Below are 24,007 nucleotides of genomic sequence, written 5' to 3'. Positions count from 1 at the left end.
AAAAAAACCGGCTCCCCCTTCCGGGAACCGGTTTCTGGACCTCATAGGCTTGCCATCTATGCATAGCTGACGACGATCCCGCCCTCGCCGGCGTACGTGCCGATCACCGGCCCGACCTCCGTAATGAAGACCTCCCGGAACGGGTGCTTCGCAAGGATGCGGTCCAGTACGCCGCGCACTTCCTCTTCCGTGGTGCTGTGAGCGATCCCGATCACCTTGCCGGCTGCCGAGCCGCCAAGCTCGTCGATCTTGTCGATCAGGCGCGTGAGCGCGTTCTTCTTGCCCCGCACCTTGTCCACGACCTCGACGGTACCCTCTGCGCTCGCCTGCATGAAGAGCTTGATGTTGAGCACGGAAGCGATCGCTCCCTTGCCCTGGCTGAGCCGTCCGCCCTTCACCACATTCTCCAGCGTGTCGAGGTAGAAGAGCGTCTTCGCCCCTTCGGCAAACGCCTGCGCGGCGGCCGCCACTTCATCGAAGGTACGCCCGGCCTGGATCTCCTTCCACGACCGGTAAGCAATCAGCGCCTGCCCGATCGATGCCGTACGCGTGTCGATGACCTCGATACGCCGCGGGCTTCCTTCCTCGAGCACCATATTCCTGGCCATGACCGCATGCTGGTACGTACTGCTGAGACCGGATGACATCGCGATCACCAGGAGATCGTCTGCCGGATATCGTTCGAAGGCTTCCACAAAATCCTGGGGAGAGGGACTCGCGGTTTTGGGAAGAACTGAATTCGTTTTCATGATGGAATAAAAGGTCCGCATGCCCTGCTGGAGCTGGAAGGCCTGTTCTCCGAAGGTGACATGGAGAGGCACGATATGCAGCTTGCATTCCTCCGGCATCCCTTGAGGAAGATCGGCTCCGCCGTCCGTAATGATCCTGATGGTCAACCTCATCACTCATTTCTTAGATGTAGAGGGCATTCACCCTGCTTCGATTATGACATGGCCCGCGAGGCGCGGACAACCACTTTTTGCCCTCCGGGCGGCTCCCAGTCCGCTTTCTTAACAGCTCTGTCAAAATCTTGCCTAGAACTTCATGAAACGGGGAGCCAAATGCGTTACAATGGAGGGGTTCGACATTACCATGAAAGAAGGAATCCCCATGTTTCAATCCCTGACCTACTCCGGTACGCGGGAGGAGCAGTACGCGGCCTTGTGCTCGCAGCTTGCCGCCCTGGTGGCGGACGAGAGCTCCCGCATCGCCAATCTGGCCAACGCCTCGGCCCTGCTGAACCAGTTCCTAGGCCGCGTGAACTGGGTGGGCTTTTACCTCATAGAGAACAACGAGCTCGTGCTCGGGCCGTTCCAGGGCCTGCCGGCCTGCGTACGGATCCCGCTCGGCAAGGGCGTCTGCGGCACCTCCGCCTCCCTCAGGGAAACCGTTCGCGTTGCTGACGTGCATGAGTTCCCAGGGCATATCGCCTGCGACGCGGCATCCCAGTCCGAGATCGTCGTGCCGATCCTGAAGGACGGCGAGCTGCTCGGCGTGCTGGACATCGACAGCCCGGAGAAGAACCGCTTCGACGAAGAGGACCAGGCCGGTCTGGAAGCGTTCGTCCGGACCCTGGCAGCGGCATTGTAAGCCTTTTTCTGAAAATTTTCTGAAAAAGGGCCCAATACCGTCTTGTCAGGTCGGCTTACCTGTGTTACGATTCCACTTAACTGAATATGAACCTTCGGGGCAGGGTGCAATTCCCTACCGGCGGTGATGATACGTTCGTGTATCTCAGCCCGCGACTCCCGCTTCCGGCTTCGTGCCGGGGACGGGACTGACTTGGTGAGAACCCAAGGCCGACGGTGACAGTCCGGATGGGAGAAGGTGAAGAATGGCTTGTTCAAAAATGACTTTTGAACGAGTTTATTCGTCGATGCCCCCGTTGTTTCGTGCAGCGGGGGCATTTACTTTCGAAAGGAAGGTTCAATTCAAACACCACATCTTTCAGGGAGGTTTTTGAATTGGCAAACGCAGTCAGCCGTATCAACAACAGAAGCATGACCTGGAGCCGCGGCTCTCTCGGCATCTGGTATGTGGCCCTCGGGGCCGTCCTCTGGGGGCTCGATCCCCTGTTCCGCATCCTGCTCCTTGAGAGCTTCACGTCGGCCCAGATCGTCTTCATCGAGCATGTGCTGCTCGCTTTCGTCGCCGTCCCGCTGCTCATCAAGCACCGCAGATCGCTCGGCGGCAGGTGGAGCTGGGGCGTGATCGGCGCCCTGCTCTTCATCTCCTGGGGCGGCTCGGCGATCGCCACCGTGCTCTTCACGGCCGCCTTCTCGCACGGCAATGCCAATGCGATCCTGCTGCTGCAGAAGCTGCAGCCGCTGTTCGCAATCATCCTGGCGCGCGTGCTGCTGAAGGAAGCTCTGCCTTCACGGTTCTTCACGTACCTGGCCCTCGCGCTGGCCGGTACTTATCTGCTCACCTTCGGCTTCGCCGCTCCGCAGCTCGGCTGGACGGATCTCGGCACGGTGGCCTGCCTCTTCTCGATCCTGGCCGCTTCCCTCTGGGGCGGATCCACGGTGATGGGCAAATACCTGCTCGGCCGGGGGCTGGACTTCCCGGTTGTGACGTCCCTGCGCTTCCTGCTGGCGCTGCCGCTGCTCTCCGCTCTGCTGCTCGCAAGCAATGATGCCTGGGCGGTCACCGGCAGTGCGGGCGCGCTGACGGTCATCGGCATCAACCTGCTGTTCCAGGCGTTCTTCCCGGGGCTGCTCAGCCTGCTCCTGTACTACAAGGGGCTGTCCAGCACCAAGGCCTCCTACGCGACCCTTGCGGAGCTGTCCTTCCCGGCGGTCGGCGTTCTTGTGAACTGGCTGGTGTTCCACCAGGCTCTCACCGCAGGCCAGCTCGTTGGCTTCATCCTGATCTGGTCCACGCTGTGGTTCATGACCCGCACGCAGGATCAGACCGAGACGGTTCAAGGCACCGCGGCGGCCTAAGGGATGTACCGCGGCTCGCTGCCGCAGCACTTCATCAAGCTGGGCTCCGCCGCACAGAGGCGGGGCCCTTTTTTTCGGTATCCTGGCATTCAGGGCCCGCACAGCAAAAGAGAGAGTCCTTCCTTTTTGGAGGGACTCTCTCTTTTTTCCATGCTGCCCAGTATGGTACTCAGGCTTAAGCCGCAGATTGAACCGGGACAACCGCAGGCGCCTCTTTGATCAGCGCGATCCGAAGCACGCTGAGCCCCCAGGCAGCCAGGGTGATGAGCCCAAGGGACACCGCATAATCCGTTAGGGAGCCCCCGCCGTACACCAGGTTCATAGCCCCCTGGACCCCGTTCGGTACCGGGAGGAACGCCCCCAGATGACGATACAGCGGGGAGAGCATCGAGGCGGAGATGATGTTGCCCGCCGTCATCAGCTGGATTGGGATCAAGAATATGTTAAAGAGCGGTCCCGCATTGCCGAAGAGCACGAAGGCGAGCTGTGTCACGGCAATGCATGCGGCAAAGACAAGCATCTCAAATCCCCACACCTGCCAGAAGCTCCCCTGTACGGTCAGGAACAGCTTGCAAATCACAGCCAGCACGAACGGTACGACGACGGTGACCGCTGCCAGAAGCAGCTGCCTGGCGAAGAACAGCCGCCACCTGCCGTGCTGCCGTTTCAGGATCTGGGAGGCGAGATTGAACTGGATGTTCATCGTCATCACCGCAATATAAGGCAGGAAGCCGAGAATCATCGGCAGCATCGAGGTGGAGAAATCAGAGACACCGTTCATCTTCACCATCTCCGCCTGGATCGGAAGCGGCTTCGCATCCGGGACCACAACCGTGTTGAGCTGCGCCGTAAGCTTGCCCGCCATCCCCTCCATCACCGACTTCACGAGCTCGGAATTGCGCTCGTTCACATAATACGTCAGCTTCGCGCTGCCCCGCTCCTGCGCCTCAGCCGATGCGTCGGCCGGGATGACGATCACCATATCCGTCTTCCCCTCATTCAGCTTCGCCAGGGCATCCTGGCGGGACGGTTCGATCTCCGTCTGGAATGGCGCATGCTGAGCGACGTATTCTGCCATGGCGGCGCCTTTCTGCACATCCTCGTTCACCAGACCGATGTGGAGCCGGTCGAGCCTCTCCGCCGCTCCGCTGTAGCCCGTCATCCAGATAATCGTGAAGATCATCGGCACGAAGATTGCGAACACCAGGCCTACCCGGGTCGGTACCAATTGTAGCAGGGATCTTACTGTCGATTTCAATTCCATCCATCCTTTTCTCTCTCTGGCTGCAAAAAACTACTTTACCAAATTGCGATTAATTTTGTTGATGATCCGGATAAGCTCCTTGAACTCTTCCTGCGTTACGCCTTCCATTGCCTGAATGTACATTTGGTCGGACAAGGCCTGCAGCTCGTTCTGCTTGCGGCTCGCTTCGTCCGTAAGGCGGAGCACAAAAGCCCTGCGGTCGGCCGGATCGGCTTCCCGCCGCACCCATCCTTTGCTCTCCAGCTTCTCGATGATCTTGCCGACCGTCGGCTGGTCCTTGTACATCACTTCAGCCAGCTTCTTCTGGCTGATGCCATCCCGCATACGGAGCTGCATCAGCACGCCGAACTGCTCCGGTGTCAGATCGTGCTGCTTCATATGCGCGCTCATGACTCTCTTAATCAGAGAGGTCGTTGTATTCAGGATAAATCCGAGAGAGTGTTCCTCATGATCGAACTGCATCCCGTTCTTCCTGCCCCTTTCTCAATTAATAAGTATACTTATTATATGTGCACTTATTATCACAGTCAACCCTCCTGATTCTTCCCTTTCTTGCCTATGGAGAACCAGACCGACCGTCTGCATCTAAAAAAAGACCAGGGGGATCCCCCTGGCCTGGCTGCGATTGGACTACTTCACATCATCATGATCCGTACCGGTGATGACGTCATACCATTGTTCGATTTCGCTGTCCATCCTGTCTTTCTTTTCCTTATAATAGGCCAGCGTATCCTTGCCGAGCGGCAGGTGTACGGGCGGATGCTCGGAGCCGGCCAGCGTCAGGATCGCCTGGGCCAATTTTTTCGGGTCGCCAGGCTGCTTCTTGTTCACTTGTGTTGCAAAATTCCGCATTTCGCCTACCGTTTCCGCATAATCTTCGATTACGTTCCCGGATCGAATCAAGGAGCTCGCATCGAGGAAATCCGTCCGGAAAAAGCCCGGTTCCACTGCCGTCGTGTGGATGCCGAGAGGTGCCAGCTCCCGGGCCATCGCTTCCGTGATCCCTTCGACCGCGAATTTTGTCGAGCAGTACAGGCCCCATCCTGCCAGGCCGGTAAGTCCGCCAACCGACGAGAGATTGATGACGTGCCCCGAACGCTGCTTTCTCATCTGCGGAAGGACGGCGCGAATGACGTTCAAGCTGCCGAACACGTTCACTTCGTAATTGTGCCTCACTTCCGCATCCGTCGCTTCTTCCACTGCGCTGAGCAGTCCGTAGCCGGCATTATTGACAAGGACGTCGATGCGCCCGAAGTGACGTACCGCCTCCTCTGCGGCCTCCTTCGCCTGTTCTTCGTCCGTTACATCCAGCACCGTTACCAGTAAATTTGCAGGGTGGCCGAGCAGGGAAGCGAGCTGTTCCGGCTTGCTGCGGACTGTCGCCGCTACTTGATGTCCGGCTTGCAGCGCCGCTTGCACGAGTTCCAACCCGATCCCTCTCGATGCGCCTGTGATGAACCATACGTTCTTCTTCATTGTCCATTCTTCCCTTCTCATCTTTATGGTAAGTGACCGACCGATGAGTTAAGAATAACAGGACCATGCGCGCCCCACTTTGCCGTACGGTTCAGTTTATTTGTCATTTCGGCTCAATTAGACCGATTGCTGCCTGATCGAGGAAGGCGGGAAGCCGAAACGCTTTTTGAACGTCTTGGAAAAGTGCGCGACGTTCTCGAAGCCTGTAGTAAAACATACATCCGTGACCGACATCGACGATTTGGCGAGCAATTCTTTCGCTTTTTCCAAACGCCGCTCGCGGAGCCATTGGGACGGGGGACTGTTGTACATCGTCTGAAATTCCCGTTTGAAGCTCGATACGCTTCTCCCCGACAAGTACGCCAAATCGTTGATCGATACCGGATTCATCCAGTTTTCTTCCATGACCGCCGCAATACTCGTATCGCTGCGCCGTCTCAGCTGCAGAATCTGGCACAAAAACTCCGAATCGGCATCGGCCACGTCAAACAACAGCTCCAGCAGCTTGAGCCGGACCAGCTCCCCTTCGATTCTTTCCGGTTCGTTGAAGTACGGCTTCAGCGATTCCACGTATTTTTTCAACCGTTCCGTGACCGGTATGATGGAGACCGGAGCGTGCGCACTCGGCCGAAGCGCCGAAAGATTCGCCGTCTTCATATAGTCGGACAGCAGGTCATCCTTCAGAAAAAACATCATATATTCGAGAAGCAAATCATCCGGATCGCCGAACTTTTCGTACTGCACGGCAATGGCTTTATGGAGGAGCACCATTTGGCCCGGACGAACGGTAAACTGCTGTTCTCCGTACCGGATTCTGTAATTGCCGCGGTTCACGACCAGCACCAGATGGTCCTCCAAATACATCGAGCCTTGTTTATTTACGGTCAGCGTACAGGATTCAATAACCGACAGCCCTTTCAGCTTTAAAAACGACTGCGTCTGTGAGTCTGCCGTTAAGCCCTGCGGCACTTTGAGTGTTCGGTCATTCATGTGCGTAAAGCGGCCGTCGGCCGCTACCTCCTGTTTCGTTGTATGGTGCAGTGACAAGTCGCTTCAACTTGAGCAGACTTTCTGATAGAAAACCAGGGTCGCCCGTTCGTTCAGCCGCTTCTGCTCCCCGGTTCGGACGAATCCCATTTTCTCATACAGATAACAGTTGCGTGCTTCCTCCAGGAGCGTGGCCAGCTGCCAGCTGGCTGCCTCGGGGTACAGCTCCCAGATCCGCTCGATCGTTCTCTGGGCGAGCCCTCTGCCCTGGTATTCGGGCAGGATGAAGATGGGGGAGATCCAGTACCGCCCTTCCTCCCTCCACAGCACACGAATGGCACCGAGCGGCTTACCGTCCGTCAGGATATGATAATAACTGCTTTGCGGCTGGCTGATCCGGGCCCTGACCTGCTCCACGGTCTCGTTCGCCGGAGAGGTGTCATAGTCCCGGTACTTCTCAAGCAGGGGGCGAAAGGCTCGAACCTGCATGTCAAAAATGAGCTCCACGTCGGATTCGACGGCTTTTTGCAGGGAGATGTTCATTGAGGGGACCTCCCCGAGCAGCTTTTATCGGAATAAATGAGGATGTAATCGTACACGATCATTCCCTCCGCTCACCCATCTTCCTCATCCCTTCCTGCAAATCACTTACTGTTGTATCCCGTGTAGATGGTATGTATCTTACTTGAAAATAAAGCTCTTCAGTGAAAGGAGCCGGGTAATATCGCATGACCTCGGGATCGGAGAATACCGGATGCAGGGATGGCCCATCCCCCTCAACCATCGGCCTGAGTCCTAAGCGATCCGTTTCAAGAATGAACATTCTCACACCTGCCTTGCATTTGCATTTCAATTGGGGGAAGCAGCTTCGCCAAAATTACGGAATTTGAAGTAGTCGAATGATCTCCCCGTCCACCGGTTCTTCACTGACCTTCTTGAACCCCAGCGATTCATACAATCCCCCTGCAGCCTCGTTCTGGGGCCGGTGCCCGATCATCAGCCGGGTTGCGTTCATGTCACAGAGAAGTTCAATCAGCTGCTCCATTGCCGCCCTGCCGTATCCCCTTCCTTGATGCTTCTCATCGATCATGAGCGCGGGAATCCAGTGATTTCCGTTCTCGTCGGCTCTATTACAAAAAACAATAAAACCAACCGCGTCATCTTCCTTATACATGGGTGCATTCCTCTGTGTTAGCCCTTACCTGCTCCTCCACCTGCTGCTTTCGATACATTGCTCTTCATACCACATCACTCCTCTCCCTAAAAATAGAGCTTCATAACGTCCACCTTTGGTTTTTTATCCATATTTTAGCATGAGCGGCAGTGTAACACTATCTTAATCATTCGCCACCTCCGTCAGACTCAGCGGCCCAGTACTTGGAAGCCTTGGCCTGGCATAGAGATGTAGGGACAAAATCAACACCGCAATCCAGAAGAAGCCCCGGCAGCTCCGCATGCGGTACAGTTACTACATAAAGATCCGGCCGACGCACGAATGAAGCAGAGCGGCCGCACCGGTTCTACACCTGACGAAGAGGAGCGTAATTCTATGAACAACAGCAAAATCAAACTTATCGCCTACTGGGTCACTACAATCTTGGGCCCGGCGAGCTTTGTGATCGGCGGTACGCTTCACGTGATGCGGCATCCGCAGGCCATCAGTGCCCTCGCCCACCTCGGCTATCCGGCCTACTTTGCCGTCATTCTCGGCGTCTTCAAGCTGCTGGGCGCCGTCGCCATCGTCATCCCCGGCTTTCCGCGCTTGAAGGAGTGGGCGTACGCAGGCTTTACCTTCGCGCTCACCGGTGCAGCGGCGTCGCATCTGCTCGCGGGAGACGGTGCTGCAGCTATCGCCGGCCCGCTGGTGTTTCTCGTGCTGGTCATCGCCTCGTACCTGCTCCGCCCCCCGAGCCGCAGGCTTGAGGTCAGCAGCAGCCACAGCGGACTTTCGCTCTAGCAGATCAGCCGACAGGGCAGGTTGGACGCCCCTTTTGTCCCCAGCCTTCGCCCTTCCTGCCCTATAGCACAATGAGAGTCCGTATGCCCCGACAGAGCCCAAAAAGACCGCTGAACCCTCGAGGCCACTGAAAAAGTCCGTCTAAAAAAAGCACAGCCCTTCAAGAAAATTGAAGAGGCTGTGCTTTTTTTGACGTATAATTGAGTCATCTCGAAAAGCGGGTGAGACGGATGATTCAACAACAACAAAGCTTGGTTCTGAGCCCTTACGCGGCTCTGTATGATATCGTCGTGCCGAAGGACAACATGCTCCGTCAAATTAACGAACTGGTGGACTTCACTTTTATCTTTGAAGAACTGCAGACAAAATATTGTTTGGACAACGGACGTAACGCCATTGACCCCATCAGAATGTTTAAATATTTGTTGCTGAAAGCCATCTTTGAACTATCTGACGTAGATATTGTCGAGCGTTCTAAGTATGACCTGTCGTTTAAGTATTTCCTGGGCATGGCACCGGAGGATCCGGTCATCGACCCGAGTTCTCTGACAAAATTCCGCAAACTGCGGCTCAAAGACATCAACTTATTGGACATGCTCATTGGTAAGACGGTAGACCTCGCTATCGAACTGAAAATCCTGAAGAGCAACTCCATAATCGTCGACGCTACGCATACAAAAGCGCGCTACAATCAGAAGTCGCCGCTAGAAATTCTGCGAGACCGTGCACGAAAGCTGCGAAAGTCCGTTTACACGATGGATGAATCGCTCAAAGCCAAAATGCCCGCAAAGAACACGAGCGACGTACTCGAAGACGAAATCGAGTATTGTCAAAAGCTTGTGACCTTCATCGAGTTGGAATCCGGGATCGCGCAAGTACCAAAGGTTTTGAATCCGTTACACCTGCTGAAGGAAACGGTGGAGGATGACATCGAACAGCTTCGTCTAACGGCGGATCCGGATGCTCGAGTGGGACATAAAAGCGCCGATTCTGCATTCTTTGGATATAAAACTCATCTGGCCATGACGGAGGAGCGCATCATAACGGCAGCTGTCATTACAACAGGCGAGAAGAATGACGGCAAGCAGCTGCAGACGCTCATCGAAAAAAGCAATGCAGCAGGAATGCAAGTTAAGACCGTCATTGGCGATACCGCCTACTCCGAGAAGGATAATATTTTGTACACAACGAACAATGAGATTGAACTTGTAGCAAAACTCAATCCGCTGATCACGCAAGGCAGCCGTAAGAAAGAAGAGGAATTTCTATTCAACAAAGATGCCGGCATGTACGTATGCCCGGCTGGTCACATGGCGACTCGAAAGGCCCGGCAAGGCAAAAAAGGCGTCGGTAAAAACCAACAGGATACCTATTATTTTGACGTAGAGATCTGCAAGAGCTGTCCGCTCAAGGAGGGCTGTTACAAAGAAGGCGCCAAGAGTAAAACTTATTCCGTAACGATTAAATCTGATGAACACGCGGAACAGATGGCGTTCCAGGAAACGGAATATTTCAAGGCGAAATCCAAAGAGCGCTACAAGATCGAAGCGAAAAACAGCGAACTCAAACATAGACACGGGTATGATGTTGCCACATCTTCGGGTCTGATTGGCATAGAAATGCAAGGTGCAATGGCCATATTCGCTGTAAATCTTAAGCGTATACTGAAGCTGGTAGATTGAAAAAACGTATCGAGCAGACCAATTTTAAGCCTATAAAAAACGCCATCTGACCCTAAAAATGGGGGTAGATGGCTTTTTTATGACTTATACGAGGCTCCTGAGGAAAAAGCGTAAGTTCTTCAGTGGCCTCGAACCCTCAGCGGTCTTCTTGGCTTGCCGTTACCAAACCGAGCTCCTCGCCGCCCTGGGTAATGATCAGGGTCGCTACCTTTTGCAGACGAAGGTACTCATTCTGCTTGAGATCAGTCCGGAAGTAGGCATACATATAAGCGGCGTTCATGAACGTCATGCCGGGGTAGCACACCAGATCCGTGTTCGTGAACGGGTTGTCGAGGATGATCTGCCATTCGCCATCCCGCTTCTCTTGCGGGATCGAGGCGAGCACCGCGCTTTTGGTGGTGAGGATGCCTTCGAACTCGTCCCACACCAGAGCCCACGAAGGACTGAATACGCGCGGCTCAGGGAACAGCCCCTTCGCCGTGTCGAGGAGGTCGCGCACCCGCTCCGTCTCCCCGTCCCCGAACGTCTTCAGCCGCTCCCGGAAGCCTTCGAGGAACAGGCGGAACGGGGTGAAGCCTTCCTCGGTCATCTCCCTGCGGAACGCTTCCAGTGCCCCGGGTGTCCCCAAGGCGGATTCATAGCTCATAAAAGGATTCTGCTCCATGTCCTGGCATCTGCTCCCCTCTCTAGGATACGGTCTCCTGCGGGCCTTCGTCGGCCTGAACGGTCAAGGTTCCTTCCGCCTCCATGAACAGCCGGAGAGACGGGTTGTTCTTCAGCTTCACGTTCATGACCTTCGCACGCTCCTCGCGGACATGCAGCGCTTCCCAGCGGTCCGGCTCCGGGAAGCATTCCGCTTCGAGGTAAGCCGCCATCGCTTCGAGCGCCTCTTTCTCGCCGGGCCACTGCTTTACGCCGTAGTAGACGAGATCATAGTGGTTTTTTTGCAGGCTCGCGGCGATCTCGCCGGTCTCCTTGTGGCGCAGTACATACGGCATGGGCCTCCCCCTTTCGTCTTTTGCCGGGATTGTTCAAAAGAAAGGCGCAAGCCCCTCGGTGGAGGAGTTTGCGCCGTGGACTTGGCGTGCCTTAGAGGTCCGGATGCTCGTGCTTGGCCTTCAGACGTTTCCAGCGGCGTTCCACTTCGTTCTCGAAGGAGAGCAGCGCCTCGGCGTATTCGGGTTTGGTCATGTGCTTGGTTTTGCCCATGTTCTTCAGCCACTCGCCGACCGGGATCCGCTTGCTCTTCTCCTCCGGATTGTAGGTGATCGTCGTCACGCCGTTCTCGATCTCATAGAGCGGGAAGAAGCAGGAGTTCACCGCCTGGTCGATCAGGGTCTGCCCGATCTGCTCCTCGGAGAGCCAGTTCAGCGGGCACGTGATCAGGATCTTCCCGTAGACGAGTCCTTCGTTCTGCGCATAGTACTGGGCCTTGGCGGCTTTCTTCAGCAGGTCCTGCGGGTTCGCCTCGCTGCCCGTGAACACGTAAGGAATGTTCGTCGACGCCATGATCTGCGGCGTATCCTTGTGGTGGAACAGCTTGCCGCCCTGGTGCTTGCCGACGTTGGACGTCGAAGTCCGGTGGCCGAGCGGCGTCGAGTACGACAGCTGCGCCCCGGTGTTCATATAGCCCTCGTTATCGTACTCGAGGATGATCATCTTGTGGTTGCGCAGTGCCGCGCCGATCGCCGGCCCCATCCCGATGTCCATGCCGCCGTCGCCGGTGATCATGACGAAGGTGAAGTCATCCGGCAGGTTCAGGTGGTCGAGCTCGCCGCGCCGCTTGCGCTCCCAGAACATCTCCACGACACCGGACAGCGTAGCCGCCCCGCTCTGGAAGAGGTTGTGGATGTACGTCGCCTTGTGCGAGGAGTACGGATAGCCGGTGGTGACGACCATCGCGCAGCCCGTGTGGAACAGCGCTACGATGTCGCCTTCGATGCCCTTGAAGAAAAGCTCGAGCCCGGAGAAAATCCCGCACCCCGGACAGGCGCCGTGCCCCGGAGCCAGCCGCTTCGGCTTCTTCGTGAGGCTGCGCAGCGGAGGCACCTTGACCTTCAGCTGGCCGGTGGCTTCATCCTTGTTGACCGTGATGAGTCCGGTCTTCAGGTCCTCGTAGCGCATCGGCTCCAGCACGCGCTCCGGCCGCTTCGACGGGTCGCCCGGCGTGTGGCCGTAGTAGTCGAACGGCACATTCACCTGGCCGGCGTTCGCCGCCTCGATCGCCAGCTCGAAGAACGCGTGGCCGTCTTCCGCGTAGAAGTCCTTGCCGCCGAGGCCGTACACGCGGGAGACGACCTGCGTATGCCGGTTGCCTTCGGTGAACAGCGCCGCCTTGATCTCGAGCGTCATGTTCCCGCCATGGGCGCCGTAGGAATCCGCACGGTCGCCGATCGTCACGGCCTTGACATTCTTCAGCGCCTCGGCGATCTGCTTCGCCGGGAACGGGCGGATCATGTTCGGGGCGATCGAGCCCGCCTTGATGCCTTGAGCGCGCAGCTGGTCCACGACATCCTTGATGATCTCTGAAGCGGAGTTCATCAGGAACACGGCCACCTCCGCGTCCTCCATCCGATACAGGTCAAGGATCGGGTACTCGCGGCCGGTCAGCACCTTGTACTCCTGCTGGATGCGGTCGAACACCTCGCCCGCTTTATACATCGCCTGGGACTGCTGGTAGCAGTTGTTGATGTAATCCGGCTCGTTCATGTAAGGGCCGACGGTGATCGGGTTGTTGCGGTCGAGCACGTGCGGGAACTGTTTCGGCTGCTCGCCGATGAACGCATGCACATCCGACTTGTGCGCGAAGGTCTGAACCCGGCGCTTCTGGTGGGACGTGAAGTACCCGTCCGACGCTACGATGACCGGCAGGCGTACTTCGGGATCCTCCGCCAGCTTGATCGCCATGATGTTCATGTCATAGACGGCCTGCGGGTCGCGGCACATGAGGATCGGCCAGCCCGTATTCAGCGCATAGTACAGGTCGGAGTGGTCGCCGTGGATGTTGAGCGGACCGGACACCGAGCGGCAGACGAGGTTCATGACCATCGGGAACCGGGTGCCGGACTGCACGGGCATCTGCTCGAGCATATACAGGTAGCCGTTCGCCGAGGTCGCGTTGAACACGCGTCCGCCGGCCGTGGAAGCACCGTAGCAGATCCCCGCGGAGCCGTGCTCGCCGTCGGCCGGGATCAGCTTGATGTCATGCTGGCCGTTCGCTTTCATCAGGTCAAGGAACTGGGCGACCTCAGTCGACGGGGAGATTGGAAAATACCCCATCACATGATAGTTGATCTGGTGAGCCGCGTAAGCCGCCATCTCGTTGCCGGACTCATACACCATCCGCTGCTCGACCGTACCTGTACTGACCTCTTTATTGATCTCGATTGCCATCGCTTCTCTTCACCTCTCCTGTATCTTCTGACTCGAATAGAAAAGGATATCGCATGCAAACAACCTGCTTCGCACGATTCCGGACAAAGGCGTGCCGTCGGTTAGGACGCGCATCGGGGCTTATACGGACTTCGCTGCGAGCCGGAACCGGTGCGGAATGCGGTGGGCTTCCCCATAGCCGTCCGTCTCCCGATTGGATGTAAGCGCTTCAGTCGGACAGGCCACCACACACTTCAGACAGCCCTTGCAGTACTGGTAGTCAATGCCCTGCAGGAACATCTGCGGACGGCCTTTCTTGTCGGAGGCCTCGTCCCATACGAAGCAGAAGTCGGGACAGGCCGTATCACAGGCGGCGCAGTGAATGCATTTTTCTTCATCGAAGTGAGGCATCATCCCGCTGCGCGAGATGCTCAGGTCTTTGAGGATCGAGTTGCCGGGGTTGGACACCATCCCGCCGATCGCCTGCGTCTCATAGCCGTATACCGGGATATCCCACCGCTTCGGCATCGGCATCTCGAGGCCTTCGGGCAGCGAGAAGGTCTGGAACTGCACTTCATCGTATCCGCGCTGGAACGTCCGCAGGGCGGGCTCGACGGCGCCGGGGTATTTTTTCTCCAGGGACTTGCGGATGATGCCTTTCATGTGTTCAAAATCAAGGAACTCACAGAGCCGAAACAGACCGCCGAGCATGGCCATGTTGACCCGGTTCTTCTCCTCGAGCGCGATGCCCGTTGCATCGACCACGGCGATCGTACCGCCGACCAGCTTCAGCTTCTCCTTCAGCTCCGCCGGACTCTTGGGCGAGTTGACGAGCACGAGACTGTCCTCATACATGCCGCTGATCACGTTCACGGTCTTCGACAGATTCTCGTGGAACACGCCAACGACATGCGGCCGCTCCACGGGCGTCGTGTCCCGGATGTTCGTGTTCAGATCACAGAACCGGATATGTGCCTTAACGGGCGATCCCTTTTTCTCGGACCCGTAGGAAGAGAAGCTGACACCGTTAAACCCGCTCCCGACGACGCCCGCTTCGGCCAGCATTTTGCCTGCCAGGTTTGCACCCAGGCCGCCGATGGACTCGAGTCGGATTTCGAAGAAACCGAGGTCATTCGTTTTCGGTAAGACCCTCATGAGTTCAACTCCCCTCAATAGTTGGAAAATACTGAACTTTCCCACGAATTCAGTATATCAGCAAAAAAAACGTACGCATAGATGATTTATGCAAAAATAGGCGGATTGTAATCCTTTACATCCGAACATTGTGTTATAATAATTCGCTAAATGTGATATTTATTATGTTATTTAACGCGCTGTGCTGAACTATTATATGACTTCCTGAGGAACCGGATGTCTTATGGTATAAATTGAACTTCACTCTGCCCTGACGGCTGCCCTCCCCTTGATACAAAAGGGTTTGTTACTTGGGAGAGAGAAGCGGCGGTGCCGGGTATGACGGTCCGGGGGAGGCACGGGGAAGTTAACAAATTTAATACGTGAGAACAAGTATATTTATAACAAGTTTATATTTTTTATCCTTTCGATGACAGGCTCTTCGTGGAGTCCTTGGATAGGTGCGCTCGCATCAAGTAATTTGTTTACATATTATATCTTATGTATATTCATGCTTGTTGAGAATAAACGGCCCCTCATTCTCTGGCAGCCGGCCCAGGCATCTTGCCGTCTCCCCTGCAGGCTCCTGTCCTGGACGCACCAAAGACCGCCGTCAAGCCGGCAGCCTAAAACCATGCATATGATGTTATGAACGATCCCAAGCCCTTCATCGCTGCACTACTTTTCGAAATATGCATCGAGCACCCCCGCCCGGAGGAATCTGGATCCTCCGTATTCGTGACCAGGAACTTGATCTTGCTCGCGCCCGTAATGTCCGCTTCCAAGTCTACCGGCAGCATGTTCGCCTGAAGATTCACGGTTTGGGCCGGCTGATCGCCGACCGGAATCTCCACCGTTCCTTTGTCATCCGTCGTCATGGCATCTTCCGTCAGCGAAACGGAAGCTTTAAAGCGGGCATACTGCTTGCTCAGCGGGTATTCCACAGTAGTCGAAGCATTGCGGTACGCCTAGATCGCAACCAGATTACTGTACTGCTTAACCACATTGTCCTTGCCGCTGAGCAGGGTCGAGTCGCCCTTGTTCTCCACCGCTTCACCGTTTAAGTAGGTAATATATACCCAAATATAGAATCAAAAGTTGGATCCATGCCTATGGGAATTGGAATGAAACATAATTCGAAGGTGTGAAAACAAATATATTGTTCGCAAGGTTTCAGTTATCCTTAACCGTGTGCATGCACAATGCGGTCCTTCGAGTCCCTTCGCTTTCCTATCGAGCTGCAAAATCAAAAGGCAGCCGATCCCATCGGCTGCCTTAAAACCATTTGTCCCGCATATACAGCACGCTACTTGGGCCCGGCGCCTTCTCCGTCCAGCCGGCGGATCCACTCCTGGCACCACTCCAGGTATTGGCGCTCGTGGCGGATCCCGAAGTCCAATACCGCCGCCGTCCCGTACAACGGGTCACTGCTCGTCTTCCCGGAGAGCGCCCGCTCCAGTTCCGCCGATTTGTCGAGATAAGCCGCCAGCTTCGCTTCATGGTGCTGCTGAATCCGCTCCAGCTGCCGGATCATCTGCTCAGGCTCCACGAGCCATAGATTATAGGCCTTGAGGATAAAATCATCGCGCAGGCTGAATTCCGTCTCGGCCGGTTCCAGGACCCACTCCGCAAGCGCCTCCCTTCCGGAGTCCGTCAGCTCATACACCTTTCTGGCTGGACGGTACGAAAGCTGTTCCACGCCCAGCAGCCGGATCAGCCCTTCGCCTTCGAGCTTGGACAGCTCCGGATAGACCTGGTTGCTTCCGACCTTCCAGAAGGGACCCAGTCTGCCGTTCATATGCTGCTTGATATCATAACCGCTGAGAGGCTCACGCGCCAATAAGGAAAGCAGGGCATAGCGAATCGAGTTCATGATGGCGCATCCTCTCTGTGCAAAATTCAACTTTGGATGCCGCTGGCTTCTTAGCATCCTTAACATAGGTTCATTTTAACATAAATAAAGATTGACGGGCAAGGAATAGATATGTTAATTTGTACCTATATCATTCATAACTTATTTTATTCAAAGTCGGGAGCTGAACGAAATGTCTAAACGTGCCTATCTGCTTGTTACCCTGGCCCTCAACGGCCTGCTGCCCTGGGGTCTGTATGTCTGGTTATCCGCCCACATGAGCAGCATGGCCGCCCTGTCTATAGCCACCTTGGTGCCGCTGGCGGACAACGCGGTCCAATTGATCCGGCACCGCAGGCTGGATGCCTTCGGTTCGCTCATGCTCTTCACCCTGCTCCTGTCGCTGGCGCTGGTCTGGATGGGCGGCAGTGAGAAGATCCTGCTTGTCCGGGAATCCCTGATCACGGCCGGCGTCGGACTTTTCTTCCTCGGCTCCCTCTTCTTCCCGCGTCCGCTCATCTATTACCTCGCCGTCCGTTTTGTCCCTAACAGCCCCTTCTCGGAAAACTGGCAGTATGCCTACTTCCGCGGTGTCATGAAGCGTATGACCCTGGTCTGGGGACTGATTCTGACCACGGAGGCGGCGGTCCGCATCCTCATGGTGAACGAGCTGCCCATCGAAACCTACATGGCTCTCTCCCATCTAGTGCTGTACGGGTTCATTGGCTCCGCCGTTCTATGGACCTTCCTGTACCGCCGCCGCTGCGCCGCCAAGCTCGCGATGCTGAAGCAGTCTTCGTGCTGAACCGGCTTTCCTGCTGCATAGTTCAGCCGATATTCTTGCGGGAGAACGGCAGGCGCGCAGAATAGGCCCTGAAGCCCGAGCTTTCCCCATGCCAAAGAAGCACCCCCGTTCGCGGTTTAGCGAAAACGAAGGTGCTTCTTTGGCGTTACGGTATTCAGGGGGCGAGAAGGCCGCAGGCTCATGCTCTGGTGCAGTACGGGCTTAAGAACCTACCCCCGGAGGAAGAAAGCGCCGATGCCCAGCGAGAGGAGGATGCCCCATACCGCATTGAGCTGCAGGTACTGCACGAGGATGAAGAAGCCGGCCGCAATGGCGAACGGCAGGAAAGAGACCGGTCCGGCCGAGGACTGGAACGCGTACTTGGCAAAGTCATAGGCGAGCATCGCCATCATGACGAAGATGACCGGCTGGATGCCGCGGATCATGCCCTTGACATACGGGTTGCCTTCAAGCTTCAGCATGACGCCGGCCAGCGCGATCATGAGAAGTGCCGTAGGCAGCACGACCGCCGCCAGGGCGACCGCGCCGCCCGCCCAGCCGGCCACCTTATAGCCGATGTAGGCGGCGAGCTTCGTAGCGATCGGACCGGGGAGCGCATTGCCGAAGGCCAGCGCCCGCCCGAATTCCGCCGTATCCATCCACTGGTTGCGGTTCACCACCTGATCCTCGTACAGCGGGATGATCGAAGGCCCTCCGCCGTAGCCGAGCAGGGTAGCCGTACCGAAGGAAAAAAATAACTTCCACAGCGTTGCAATCATAACCAGTTACCGTCCTTTTGTCCTTAGTTGCTGAGGCTCCGGTGACGGACGGCACTTCTACCATCCGATCGCGGCACCGTCCCCGCGAAGATCCGCCGCTCCGGTCCGCAGGCCGTCGCTTCCGATCCGGATGCCCTGCGCCTGGCCCATGATGCCGTCCCATGCCCCGAAGAGCTGGACGTTATGGCCCCAGGCTTTGAGTCGGTCCGCCTCCGCGCCGAGTCCGCGGTCTTCGATGCGCAGCTTGTCGCTGTCCTCGCCCCACGTCCGGCCGTACACCCAGCGCGGCAGGTCCACCGCTTCCTGGATCGTACAGCCGTAATCCACCACGCCGGTAATGAGCGACAGCGTCGTCTGCGGCTGTCCCTCCCCTCCCTGGGTTCCCATAAGGAGTGAAGGAACACCGTTCTGGAGCATCATGCCGGGCATCAGGGTATGGAACGTTCGTTTGCCCGGGGCCAGCGCGTTGACATGCGTCTCCTCCAGCGAGAAGAACGAGCCGCGGTTCTGCAGGATAATCCCGGTGCCTTCCGGCATGTAAGCCGATCCGAAGTCGAAATACAGGCTTTGGATAAATGATACCGCATTTCCATCTTCGTCCACAACCGCCGCATAAGCGGTATCCTGCCCGGAGGCCGGGGACAAATGGGGAGCGGCCGCCGGAGGCTGCAGCTCGATGCCCGCTGCGAGTGTCTGCGCGTACTCCTTGCTCAGCAGCTGCTCCAGCGGAACCGCTGCGAACTCCGGGTCGGTGAGGTACCGGTCGCGGTCACGGAACGCCCGCTTCACGACTTCCGCAGCGAGGTGATAGAACTCCGCCGAGTTGCGGCCGATGCCGGAGAGGTCCATCCCTTCGAGCATGTTCAGCATCATAAGAACGGAGAAGCCCTGCGAGTTCGGCGGCATCTGGAGCACCTCGCAGCCCCGGTAGGTGGTCGACACGGGCTTCACCCAGGTGCTGCGGTGGGCGGCAAAGTCTTCCGGAACGAGCAGTCCGCCGTCCTTCCGCAGCCCTTCCGTAATCCCTTTCATAAGCGAGCCGGTGTAAAAGGCGTCCCGCCCCTCCGCTTGAAGCGTACGGAGCGCGGCGGCAAGATCCGGCTGCACCAGCCGCTCCCCTTCGCCGAGCAGCCGGCCGCCGCTTAAGTAAAGCGAGCTGAGCCCTGCGTCCTGCCGCAGCCACGCCTCGTCACGCTGCATCCAGCGGTGAAGATCCCGCGAGACCGGGAACCCTTCCTCCGCATAGCGCCGGGCGGGCTCCAGCACGTCGGCCCAGGGGAGCCGGCCGCCGCGCTGCCACACCTCCCACCAGGCGTCGACCATGCCCGGCACCGTCACGGCGCTGAGCGGCCCGCGGTGCGGGATGGCGAACAAGCCTTGACGCGTATAGGCGTCAACGGTGGCCCCGCTGCCCGCCCGGCCGCTGCCGTTCAGGCCTTCGACCTTGCCGGAGGCCGCGTCATAGATCAGGAAGAACGCGTCCCCGCCGAGCCCGGTCATGTGCGGATAGACCACACCCAGAGCGGCACTGACGGCCACTGAGGCGTCATAGGCGCTGCCGCCCTGCTGGAGGATCGCGGAGCCCACGGCGGAAGCGAGGTAATGGGGGGACGTGACCATCGAGCGGTAGCCCGCCGGCATCGTATTACGCATAGGAGGCCTCCTTTCCGTTCCGGTATACATCGAGGGCGGCCTGCACGCCTTCGCCGCGGGCCACGCTGACCCCGTGGCGGATCAGAACGGCTTCAAGGGCGCCGAGCACATGCAGCACGTTCTTTTTGCGGGCCGAGAAGCCCATCGTGCCGATGCGCCAGATTTTTCCTTTGAGGGGACCGAAGGAGGAAGCGATCTCGATCCCGAAATCCTCGAGCAGCATCGACCGGACCGATTCGCCGTCCACCCCATCGGGCACCGGAATGCATGTGACGACAGGCAGCTTGCAGGCCGGATTCCCGTACAGCGGCAGCCCCATCGCCTGAATGCCCGCAGTGAGCGCCTGCTCACACTGGCGGTGGCGGGCGAAGCGGGCCTCCAGCCCCTCCTCAAGCAGAATCCTTAGCCCTTCCCGCAGCGCATACAGCATCGACGTCGCTTCGGTATGGTGGTTGAGCCGGGCCGGGCTCCAGTAATCCTGCAGCTGCGCGAGGTCGAAGTAATTGCTGCGGATCACGAGGCCGGCCGGCTCCCGGGATGGCGCTGCGGCGAGCTTCGGATCGCGCAGGCCGCGCTCGATCCGTTTGCGGCGGAGCACCTTCGCCTCCACCCGGTCGTTGTAGGTGATCGGGGCGAGGCCCGAAGGCACCGACAAGCACTTCTGGGTGCCGCCCATCACGGCGTCAAGCTTCCACTCGTCCGTCTCCACCGGCGTCCCGCCGATGGTGGCCACCGCATCGACGACGAGCAGGATATCGAGCTCCCGGCATGCCTCTCCGATCTCCTTCAGGGGCTGCATGCAGCCGGTTGACGTCTCGCCGTGCACCATGGCCGCGATCTTGGGCCGGTGCTGGCGCAGATGCCGGATCACCTCTTCGGGGTCGAAGACGCTCCCCCATTCCTTCTCGATGAAGGACACCTCGGCACCGCAGCGCTCGGCAATCTCCATCAGCAGGTAGCCGAACCGCCCGTAAACGGGCACGAACACGGTATCGCCGGGTTCGATGAGGCTCGTCAGTACGGCTTCAATGCCCGAACGGGAAGTACCGTCCACCGGGAATGCCCACTGATTATCCGTGACGAAGAGGGAACGCAGCATTTCCATCGTTTGGTTCATCAGGCCCGTGAATTCGGGATCGAACTGGCCAAGGATCGGGTAAGACATCGCCCGCAGCACCCGGGGATCGACTTCGACGGGACCGGGCGTCATGATGGTGCGAAGCGAAGGTGACAGGTCACCGTACGTTTTCATGCTGGGAATCCCCTTTCTCTTTCTCTTCCTCTTCGTAAGCAAGCGTATATAGCACGTTGCACAGAGCCGCCGCCCCGCGGGCCAGCTGCTCCGGCGACGTATATTCCTCCGGCGAATGCGAGAGGCCCTTGCTGCTCGGAACGAAAAGCATCGCGGCAGGGAAGCTGCCGCTGAACACCTGGGCGTCGTGGCCTGCTCCGCTGTACATGCGGCGGCTGCGGAGCCCGAGTCCCTTGGCGGCCGCTTCGACGGCCTCGCACAGGCGTGCGTCCATCGGGGCAGGCAGCACGTTCATCCACTGCTCCCCGGCGAACTCCAGTTCCCGGGAAGCTGCGATGCCCTCGAAGATGCCGTACAGCTCATCGCAGAACGACTGCAGCGTCTCCGCATCCGGATGCCGAACATCCAGGGTGAACACCGCCTGGCCCGCGATCACGTTCGACAGCCCGGGGGCCGCGCTGACCGAGCCGGCGGTCGCCACCATGGCCTCTCCGTAGGCGCAGGCCTGCCGCTCCGCCTCAAGGATCATCTCGCATGCGCCGGCGAGCGCGTCCCTGCGCAGACGCATCGGCGTTGTGCCGGCATGGTTGGCCTCCCCACGCAGAGTGAAGGTCCATCGCCTCTGCCCCACGATACCGAGCACGACGCCGAGGTCGAGACGCTCCTGCTCCAGCACGGCGCCCTGCTCGATATGCAGCTCCACGAAAGCGCCGATGTCCGTGCGCCGGGCGCTGCGGTGCGTGCCGGGCCCGAAGCCGGCCGCTTTCATAGCTTCCGCCAGCGTGACGCCGCTGCGGTCTGCCGCCTCGGGCGGAGCGTCCGGCGCATAGCGGCCGGCAATGCTGCCCGAGCCCCAGAAGGTCAGCGGGAAGCGGCTGCCCTCCTCCTCGCACAGCGAGACGGCTTCGAGTGTGCGCCTCGGCTGCCCGCACCGCCTGTGGAGCAGTTCGATCGCGGCCACCGCCGCCGCGATGCCGGCAGCACCGTCGTAGAGTCCGCCGCAGCGGACCGTATCGATATGGGAGCCGGTCAGCACGGCGCCTTCCTCCGCCGAAGATCCCTCCAGGCGGCCGAACAAGTTGCCTGCCTCATCATAATAAACCGACAGCCCGGCAGCGTCCATCTCCCGGCTTACCGCACACTGGGCTTCCTGCCATGCCCCGCTGTACAAATAACGCGTATATCCTCCGTCCGGGTCCGCCCCGCACCGCCCGAAGGCGTCCAGCAGGGCGGTGATCCGGCCGGCCAGCTCCTGCAAGTCCCCGGGACCGGCGGGCCGCCAAGCTCCCGTCCCTTCCTGCGGCTGAAGTTTGGCCATCTTGCTGTCCCTCCCGTTCCCCTTGTAGTATCTATTGAAACCCATCCAAGCTTTGAACTCATATCCAATGTTGTATACAAAACGGTCTAAACCGCTCTGTCCGCAGGCGCATCCTGGGCGGCGGCCGCTTCGGCCAACGCCTCAGCCGTCCCTTCGCTGCCGCTGCGGACCTGCGGCCGGATCCACACCCCCGCAGGCTCTCCGGTCAGTCCACGCTCCGCTTCATACACGATCCGCCCGCGCACCACCGTCGCAGTCACCCGGCAGCCGAACGTCCTTCCGACATACGGGCTCTGCCGGTGCCGGTCCAGCAGATGGTCTTCCGTCAGGGTGTAGCCTCTCTGCAGATCAACGAGCGCGAGGTCGGCATCGAAGCCCTCCGCGATGCGGCCCTTGCGGCCGTCGAGGCCGAACCGCTTCGCCGGGCCTTCGGAGAGCACTCCGGCGATCCGTTCCAGCGCGATCCCGCGCTTCAGGTGGCCTTCATCCACGAGCAGCTCCAGCGAGCTCTGAGCCCCCGAGATGCCGCCCCACACCTCAAACCAGTTCGCGGAGAGCTTCATCTGCGGCGGGCAGGGCGAATGGTCGGAGGCGACCAGATCGAGCTCGCCGTCCTTCAGCGCCTGCCACAAGCCCTCCCGCTCGGCAGGTCCCCGCAGCGGAGGCGCGCACTTGGCCCGGTTGCCGATCGTCTCCATATCCCCGGCTTCCAGCACGAGATAATGGGGGCAGGTCTCAACGGTGACGTCGAGGCCTCGGCGCTTGGCAGCAGTGATCAGGGCGACCGCTTCCGGCGAGGAGATGTGGACGAAATGCACGGCGCAGCCCGTCTGCTCCGCATAGAACAGCGACCGGTTCACCGCCTCCGTCTCCGCGACGACGGGCCTTGAAGCCGCATAATCGAGGGCGCCAGACTTGCCGGCCTCCATGCCGGCCGCAGTCAGCTTCGAGACGATCATCTCACTCTCCGCGTGCAGCGCGAGCACGCCGCCAAGCGCCGCAATCTCCCGCATGCCCTCGAGCAGGGTCACATCGTCCGCACGGGCGAAGATGTCCTCCCCTTCGCCTCCCGGCTCGGACATGAACGCCTTGAAGCCGATGCAGCCCGCCTCCTGCAGTGCGCGCAGGTGTTCCCGGTTGCCCGGCACAAGACCGCCCCATAAGGCGTAGTCCGTATAGGACCGTCCTTCCGCCGCTACGAGCTTGGCGCGCAGAGCAGCCGGATTCACCGTCGGCGGCACCCCGTTCAGCGGCATGTCGATGTAAGTCGTGCAGCCGCCGGCCGCCAGTGCGGCCGAACCGCTGGCGAAGCCCTCCCAGGCGCCGAGCCCCGGCTCGTTCAGATGCACATGGGCATCGATCATGCCGGGCATCACCACCCGGCCTGAGGCGTCAAGGACCTCGCAGTCCCCTTCCGCATTGAGCCGTTCGGCGACAGCGGCAATTTTCCCGTCCTTGATGCCGATCTCTGCGGCTCGGACGCCATCCGGCAGCACCACCCGGCCGCCCCGGACGATAAGATCATAGGTCAAGCCCATGCGTGATTCCTCCT

22 protein-coding genes, 1 pseudogene and 1 riboswitch are annotated in these 24,007 nt (G+C 58.7%); of the genes and pseudogenes, 5 read left to right on the top strand and 18 right to left on the bottom strand.

Features of this window, described 5'->3' with window-relative positions; all coding sequences use genetic code 11:
• Nucleotides 1-56: 56 nt before the first annotated feature.
• The gene (locus tag PM3016_RS17230) at nucleotides 57-902 is read right to left on the bottom strand and encodes a DegV family protein (protein ID WP_041619154.1); all 846 of its coding nucleotides are present in this window, start codon (nucleotides 900-902) and stop codon (nucleotides 57-59) included.
• 208 nt (nucleotides 903-1,110) lie between these two features.
• Between PM3016_RS17230 and PM3016_RS17225 the strand changes: the two genes are divergently transcribed.
• Both PM3016_RS17225 and PM3016_RS17220 read left to right on the top strand, forming a co-directional pair.
• Nucleotides 1,111-1,590: a GAF domain-containing protein gene (locus PM3016_RS17225; RefSeq protein WP_014651083.1), complete on the top strand. Its 480-nt coding sequence runs from the start codon at nucleotides 1,111-1,113 to the stop codon at nucleotides 1,588-1,590.
• Between the two features lie 86 nt (nucleotides 1,591-1,676).
• Nucleotides 1,677-1,833: riboswitch (FMN riboswitch) on the top strand.
• Nucleotides 1,834-1,964: 131 nt separating this feature from the next.
• Nucleotides 1,965-2,945, top strand: coding sequence for a DMT family transporter (locus tag PM3016_RS17220; protein WP_014370293.1), 981 nt, complete (start codon nucleotides 1,965-1,967; stop codon nucleotides 2,943-2,945).
• A gap of 175 nt (nucleotides 2,946-3,120) precedes the next feature.
• On the opposite strand, the gene PM3016_RS17215 is transcribed toward PM3016_RS17220, so the two are convergent.
• The 6 genes from PM3016_RS17215 to PM3016_RS17190 form a co-directional block, all read right to left on the bottom strand.
• On the bottom strand, nucleotides 3,121-4,209 hold the full coding sequence (locus PM3016_RS17215) for a YhgE/Pip domain-containing protein (RefSeq protein ID WP_014370291.1): 1,089 nt from the start codon (nucleotides 4,207-4,209) through the stop codon (nucleotides 3,121-3,123).
• Nucleotides 4,210-4,239: 30 nt separating this feature from the next.
• Nucleotides 4,240-4,671, bottom strand: a complete 432-nt coding sequence (locus tag PM3016_RS17210; protein ID WP_013916974.1) for a MarR family winged helix-turn-helix transcriptional regulator — start codon at nucleotides 4,669-4,671, stop codon at nucleotides 4,240-4,242.
• 168 nt (nucleotides 4,672-4,839) lie between these two features.
• Nucleotides 4,840-5,685, bottom strand: a complete 846-nt coding sequence (locus PM3016_RS17205) for an oxidoreductase (protein WP_014370290.1) — start codon at nucleotides 5,683-5,685, stop codon at nucleotides 4,840-4,842.
• Between the two features lie 117 nt (nucleotides 5,686-5,802).
• The gene (locus PM3016_RS17200) at nucleotides 5,803-6,675 is read right to left on the bottom strand and encodes a helix-turn-helix domain-containing protein (protein WP_238540531.1); all 873 of its coding nucleotides are present in this window, start codon (nucleotides 6,673-6,675) and stop codon (nucleotides 5,803-5,805) included.
• Between the two features lie 63 nt (nucleotides 6,676-6,738).
• A complete protein-coding gene (locus PM3016_RS17195) occupies nucleotides 6,739-7,215 on the bottom strand; it encodes a GNAT family N-acetyltransferase (protein WP_014370288.1) in 477 nt (158 codons plus the stop codon).
• Nucleotides 7,216-7,549: 334 nt separating this feature from the next.
• Nucleotides 7,550-7,846, bottom strand: coding sequence for a GNAT family N-acetyltransferase (locus PM3016_RS17190; protein ID WP_013916969.1), 297 nt, complete (start codon nucleotides 7,844-7,846; stop codon nucleotides 7,550-7,552).
• A gap of 375 nt (nucleotides 7,847-8,221) precedes the next feature.
• Here PM3016_RS17190 and PM3016_RS17185 point away from each other — a divergent pair, with 375 nt between their 5' ends.
• On the top strand, nucleotides 8,222-8,629 hold the full coding sequence (locus PM3016_RS17185; protein ID WP_013916967.1) for a DoxX family protein: 408 nt from the start codon (nucleotides 8,222-8,224) through the stop codon (nucleotides 8,627-8,629).
• 230 nt (nucleotides 8,630-8,859) lie between these two features.
• Nucleotides 8,860-10,311 carry an IS1182 family transposase gene (locus tag PM3016_RS17180; protein WP_013915070.1) on the top strand — a complete coding sequence of 484 codons (1,452 nt, stop codon included), beginning with the start codon at nucleotides 8,860-8,862 and terminating at the stop codon, nucleotides 10,309-10,311.
• Between the two features lie 136 nt (nucleotides 10,312-10,447).
• Here the strand turns inward: PM3016_RS17180 and PM3016_RS17175 are convergent, their stop codons facing one another.
• From PM3016_RS17175 to PM3016_RS17150, 6 genes and pseudogenes are all read right to left on the bottom strand, one after another.
• Nucleotides 10,448-10,957: a hypothetical protein gene (locus PM3016_RS17175; RefSeq protein WP_014370287.1), complete on the bottom strand. Its 510-nt coding sequence runs from the start codon at nucleotides 10,955-10,957 to the stop codon at nucleotides 10,448-10,450.
• Nucleotides 10,958-10,997: 40 nt separating this feature from the next.
• Complete coding sequence (locus PM3016_RS17170; RefSeq protein ID WP_014370286.1) at nucleotides 10,998-11,309, bottom strand: hypothetical protein; 312 nt, start codon at nucleotides 11,307-11,309, stop codon at nucleotides 10,998-11,000.
• Between the two features lie 91 nt (nucleotides 11,310-11,400).
• Nucleotides 11,401-13,704 carry a thiamine pyrophosphate-dependent enzyme gene (locus tag PM3016_RS17165; RefSeq protein ID WP_013916964.1) on the bottom strand — a complete coding sequence of 768 codons (2,304 nt, stop codon included), beginning with the start codon at nucleotides 13,702-13,704 and terminating at the stop codon, nucleotides 11,401-11,403.
• Between the two features lie 120 nt (nucleotides 13,705-13,824).
• A complete protein-coding gene (locus tag PM3016_RS17160; RefSeq protein WP_014370285.1) occupies nucleotides 13,825-14,838 on the bottom strand; it encodes a 2-oxoacid:acceptor oxidoreductase family protein in 1,014 nt (337 codons plus the stop codon).
• 605 nt (nucleotides 14,839-15,443) lie between these two features.
• Nucleotides 15,444-15,764: pseudogene (locus tag PM3016_RS17155) on the bottom strand (NPCBM/NEW2 domain-containing protein); the annotation flags it as partial.
• 359 nt (nucleotides 15,765-16,123) lie between these two features.
• Nucleotides 16,124-16,690 (bottom strand): PadR family transcriptional regulator, encoded by a 567-nt coding sequence (locus tag PM3016_RS17150; RefSeq protein WP_013916961.1) that lies wholly within the window; start codon nucleotides 16,688-16,690, stop codon nucleotides 16,124-16,126.
• A gap of 172 nt (nucleotides 16,691-16,862) precedes the next feature.
• Between PM3016_RS17150 and PM3016_RS17145 the strand changes: the two genes are divergently transcribed.
• Nucleotides 16,863-17,474, top strand: a complete 612-nt coding sequence (locus PM3016_RS17145) for a VC0807 family protein (RefSeq protein WP_013916960.1) — start codon at nucleotides 16,863-16,865, stop codon at nucleotides 17,472-17,474.
• Nucleotides 17,475-17,683: 209 nt separating this feature from the next.
• On the opposite strand, the gene PM3016_RS17140 is transcribed toward PM3016_RS17145, so the two are convergent.
• From PM3016_RS17140 to PM3016_RS17120, 5 genes are all read right to left on the bottom strand, one after another.
• Nucleotides 17,684-18,232 (bottom strand): chromate transporter, encoded by a 549-nt coding sequence (locus PM3016_RS17140; protein ID WP_013916959.1) that lies wholly within the window; start codon nucleotides 18,230-18,232, stop codon nucleotides 17,684-17,686.
• A 57-nt stretch (nucleotides 18,233-18,289) separates the two neighbouring features.
• On the bottom strand, nucleotides 18,290-19,885 hold the full coding sequence (ggt, locus tag PM3016_RS17135; protein WP_013916958.1) for a gamma-glutamyltransferase: 1,596 nt from the start codon (nucleotides 19,883-19,885) through the stop codon (nucleotides 18,290-18,292).
• The gene (locus PM3016_RS17130; protein WP_013916957.1) at nucleotides 19,878-21,137 is read right to left on the bottom strand and encodes a pyridoxal-phosphate-dependent aminotransferase family protein; all 1,260 of its coding nucleotides are present in this window, start codon (nucleotides 21,135-21,137) and stop codon (nucleotides 19,878-19,880) included. The genes ggt and PM3016_RS17130 overlap by 8 nt, the downstream gene beginning before the upstream one ends.
• A complete protein-coding gene (locus PM3016_RS17125) occupies nucleotides 21,121-22,455 on the bottom strand; it encodes a Zn-dependent hydrolase (protein ID WP_013916956.1) in 1,335 nt (444 codons plus the stop codon). The genes PM3016_RS17130 and PM3016_RS17125 overlap by 17 nt, the downstream gene beginning before the upstream one ends.
• Nucleotides 22,456-22,541: 86 nt before the next feature.
• Nucleotides 22,542-23,993, bottom strand: coding sequence for an allantoinase (locus PM3016_RS17120; protein WP_013916955.1), 1,452 nt, complete (start codon nucleotides 23,991-23,993; stop codon nucleotides 22,542-22,544).
• Nucleotides 23,994-24,007: the final 14 nt, after the last annotated feature.

Source organism: Paenibacillus mucilaginosus 3016 (assembly GCF_000250655.1).
GTDB lineage: Bacteria > Bacillota > Bacilli > Paenibacillales > NBRC-103111 > Paenibacillus_G > Paenibacillus_G mucilaginosus.
Note: the sequence above shows the minus strand (reverse complement) of the source record. Positions and strands in the feature narration are given on the sequence as shown.